The organism is Allomesorhizobium camelthorni (genome assembly GCF_011045125.1).
In the GTDB taxonomy this organism is placed as follows: domain Bacteria; phylum Pseudomonadota; class Alphaproteobacteria; order Rhizobiales; family Rhizobiaceae; genus Allomesorhizobium; species Allomesorhizobium camelthorni.
On record NZ_JAAKZF010000186.1, the window covers coordinates 1 to 4,232 of the forward strand.

General features: G+C 65.6%; 1 protein-coding gene. It reads right to left on the bottom strand.

Annotation, left to right across the window (positions count from 1 at the left end):
• Nucleotides 1-22: 22 nt before the first annotated feature.
• Nucleotides 23-4,232, bottom strand: a 4,210-nt coding sequence (locus tag G6N73_RS34850) for a strawberry notch-like NTP hydrolase domain-containing protein (protein WP_165034414.1), incomplete at its 5' end; no start/stop codon positions are given.

Consider the following 4,232-nt stretch of genomic DNA (forward strand, 5'->3'; position numbering starts at 1 on the left):
GGCCGGTCATGATCGCCTCCTCTCAAGCCGCCGCCGTGCGGTCGGTGACGCCGACCAGCGTGTGGCGCTCGAGAAGCGTGGCGAGCATGGCGGAGCCTTGCCCGCCCGTCGGGATGAATAGCCTAAGCTTCCAAGAGATGATCTCGGAGATCAGGCCCAGCGCCTTCAGGCGCGGCACCATCGCGCCGGTGAAGCCGATCAGCTCGACACGATAGTCGTTCATGACGCGGCTGCGGCGCAGAATCAGGCCATTGGCAAGCTGCAGTCCGATCCGTCCATCTATCAGCCCGGTCCAGGCCTCCTCTGGCGCCAGCGTCGGCACATTGTCGATCCCGAGATTGCGCAACATGGTCGCGACCAGAGTCGGCGCGATGTGACGGCCGATGATGCGTTCGCCGTCATCGGTCTGGATCCGGTAGACCTGGCAGTTGTGATCCGGCAGCCGCCGCCAGATCGGCAACAGCAGGCCGGTGACGATGTGGAAGGTGCTGGTGGTGAACTCTGGGACGGCGGCGACTTCCGCCTGCCATAGTTCGCAGAACAGTTTCCGGTCGGCCGGCTGCCAGTGGGTTTCGGCGAGGGCGTCGAGACCGAAGCGCAGCTCGTCGGTTGGGCGCAGCAGCCGCACCCGGTGCTCTATCACGCCGTCGTCGAGCATCAGGCTCGCGGTCGGCAGTTGGATCGCCGCCCGGCTCGATCGCGTGTTGACCAGCAGGACCGATTGCGGCTCCGCGCGCGCGATGGCCAGCGCGTCGACCAAGCCGAGAGGGCGAATGCGGTCCTTGCGCGAAACGGTGAGCACATGTGATTGCGCGCCCGAGACCGGGTGCGTGTAGACGGTCCGGCGATCAGTGACGACAATGCTCTCCGCGGTGATCGTCTCCAGCCCCTTGTCGTAGGTGCCGGCGGCGATGGCGCCCTCGACCTTCGCCGCCATTAGCTGCTCGAAAACCTCGAACAGCAGGTTCTGGGTTTCGATGCGCAATGCCAGAAGTCGGTTCAACCAGGTCGTAATCGGAGGCAGCTCGTCGCGCAGTCCGCCCTCCTGCATGGTCAGCGCCAAGCCGGTAACGGCCTCGAAGGTCGTGAGCGAGCAGCCCTCGATCTTGCCCTGATGGAGCAACCAGTAGAACTGGCGGAGCGCTGCACGGGCATAGGGGCTTTCCAGATTGTCCTCGGACCGGAACAGCCCTGCCCCGCCCGTCTGGCGCTGGCCGCGCGTGATCGCGCCCAAAGTGTCGAGCCGGCGCGCAATCGTCGACAGGAACCGCTTGCCCGCCTTCACATTGGCGGCCATCGGCCGGAACAGAGGTGGCTGCGCCTGGTTGGTGCGATGGGTCCGTCTGAGACCCTGGATAGCGTTGTCGGCGCGCCAGCCGGCTTCCAACAGATAATGCTTGCGAAGTCTTTGGTTTCGCACTCCGAGATCGGCGTGATACGAACGACCCGTGCCGCCGGCGTCTGAAAAGATCAGCACGCGCTTGTCGTCGTCCATAAAACTCTGGGTCTCGGCGAGATTGGCCGAGCCCGGACGGTTTTCGACGGCAAGCCGGTCGATGCCGTCGCGACCGGTCTTCCTGACGATACGGCGCGAGCGCCCGGTCACCTCGGCGACGACATCCGTGCCGAAATGGTGGAGGATCTGGTCGAGCGCGCTGCCGACCGGGGGAAGTGAGGCCAACCTCTCGATCATCTCGTCGCGCCGGCGCACCGCTTCCCGGCACTGGACCGGGTTGCCGTCCGCGTCGTGCACGGGCCGCGAATAGACGTTGCCCTCGGCGTCGGAATATTCCTCGAAGAGCTGCGTCGGAAACGAATGCATCAGGTACCCGCCGACATACTCGCGCGGCGTCACATCGACATGCAGGTCGGACCAATCCTCGGTGGGAATCTCGGCAAGCCGCCGTTCCATCAGCGCCTCGCCGGTGGAGACGATCTGCACGACAGCTGAATGACCGTCGGCGCGGTCCTGCTCGATCGCACCGATCAGCGTCGGCGTCATCATCGAGGTGATGAGATGGCTGAAGAAGCGTTGCTTGGTGCTTTCGAAGGCCGAGCGTGCTGCCGCCTTCGCGTTGCGGTTCAGCGTGCCGGCCTCACTGGTGATATTGGCAGCCTCGAGCGCGGCGGTCAGGTTGTTGTGAATGACCTGGAAGGCGTCCGCATAGGCATTGTAGATGCGAATCTGTTCCTCGGTCAGCTCGTGCTCGAGCAGGTCGTATTCGACGCCGTCATAGGAGAGCGACCGTGACGTGTAGAGCCCGAGCGACTTGAGGTCGCGGGCAAGCACTTCCATGGCAGCGACGCCGCCATCCTCGATCGCCGCGACGAACTCGGCACGATTGGCGAACGGAAAATCCTCGCTGCCCCAGATGCCGAGGCGCTGGGCATAGGCGAGATTCTCGACCGCCGTCGCCCCCGTTGCCGAGACGTAAACGATCCGGGCGTCGGGCAGCGCGTGTTGCAGACGCAGGCCCGCCCTGCCCTGTTGTGACGGAGCGACGTCACCGCGTTCGCTTTTTCCCCCCGCGGCATTCGCCATGGCGTGGGCTTCGTCGAAGACGATGACGCCGTCGAAAGGCTTCCTGGTCCCTGTCGCGGCTCCGCCGCTCCCCGCCTCTTGGCCGACCCAATCGAGGATCTGCGCGATCCGGGATTTCTTGCCGTCGCGCTCCTGCGAGCGAAGTGTCGCGTAAGTGGTGAAAAGGATGCCTTCGGCAAGGCGGATGGGCGTGCCCTGCCGATAGCGCGAGAGCGGCTGGACAAGGAGACGCTCCTGACCAAGGGCCGACCAGTCGCGCTGGGCATCCTCCAGCAGCTTGTCCGATTTGGAAATCCAGATTGCCCGGCGGCGGCCCTGCAGCCAATTGTCGAGGATGATGCCGGCGACCTGCCGTCCCTTGCCGCAGCCGGTGCCATCGCCCAGAAACCAGCCACGGCGAAAGCGGACCGCGTTGCCGGCATCGTCGGCCGCGGCCGAGACGACGTCACAGGTCTCGTCGACGGTCCAGGCGCCGACGAGATGGCCGGAATGCGCCTCGCCGGCGTAGATCACGCTTTCGATCTGGGCGTCGGACAGCAGTCCTTCGTCGATGATCGCATCGGGCAGGAGGGGCCGGTATGACGGCTTCGGCGGCGCGACCGCGGCCATCGCCGCCGACTGGACCATCGGCGTCGGGTGCGGTTTGGCGCGTGGGATGTGGATCGACTGGAGCGCATAAGGTTCGTAGATCGTGTCGGTGAGCCGGCGGCCCTCCTCCGGCATCCAGTCGCGCAACTCATAGGGAAGAGGAACGGCAGACGTGCTGGCTGCGGGGGACGGACGGACGGGCTTCGCCCGGGCAACGGGACGCACCGGCCGCATGATCTTCGCAACAGACGCCGCGGCCGCGATTGGCGCAGCTCCCGCCGCTGAACGCGCGGCCATTTGCATGGCGGCGTTGCGCAGGATTCCGTTCGATAGTGCGCCGATCGAATCCGGAAAGCCGCCCGGTGTGCGGGGTGGCAGGTCGGAGATCCAGGAGAGCAGTGTCTCGACATCCGGGGCCCTGCCCGGCGACGCTACGAATCCGGCAGTGCCGGACGCAGGGATCTTGTCGATGATGGTCAGGCGGGTTTCGGCGGTCGTGCCATGGCGGGCATAGATACGGCCGTCGATCGCCGCGGTGAAGGCGATCCTGCCCTGCTGTTGCAGCCGCTCGAAGGCCGGCCGCCATTTGGGGTTTTCGGGAGAAAGGCCGGTGCCGGTAATGGCGACCAGGCGACCGCCGGGACGTAGGCGCGAAAAGGCCGAAGAAAGATGTCGCCATGCCGCATCGGCGACATGTCCGTCGACATAGGCGCCCACGGTGAAGGGCGGATTCATCAGCATGACGGATGGCTCGACGTCGGCATCGAAATGATTGTCGATATGGGCTGCATCATGCCGGCTGACCGGAACCCGCGGGAACAACAGGCCGAGCAGATCGGCGCGTGTCGCGGCAAGCTCGTTAAGTGCGAGCGACGCCCGGGCAATCTCGGCATGAACGGCGAGAAGGCCGGTGCCGGCCGAGGGTTCGAGAACGAGATCCGACGATGAGATCGCGGCTGCGTGGGCGGTGACGAAGGCGAGCGGCAGCGGCGTCGACAACTGCTGCATGGCCTGGCTCTCGTCGGAGCGCCGTGTATGGGTGGGAACGAGCTCGGCGATCCGCTTCATCATTGCCAGTGCCGCTTTCGGCGTCGTCGAGCGG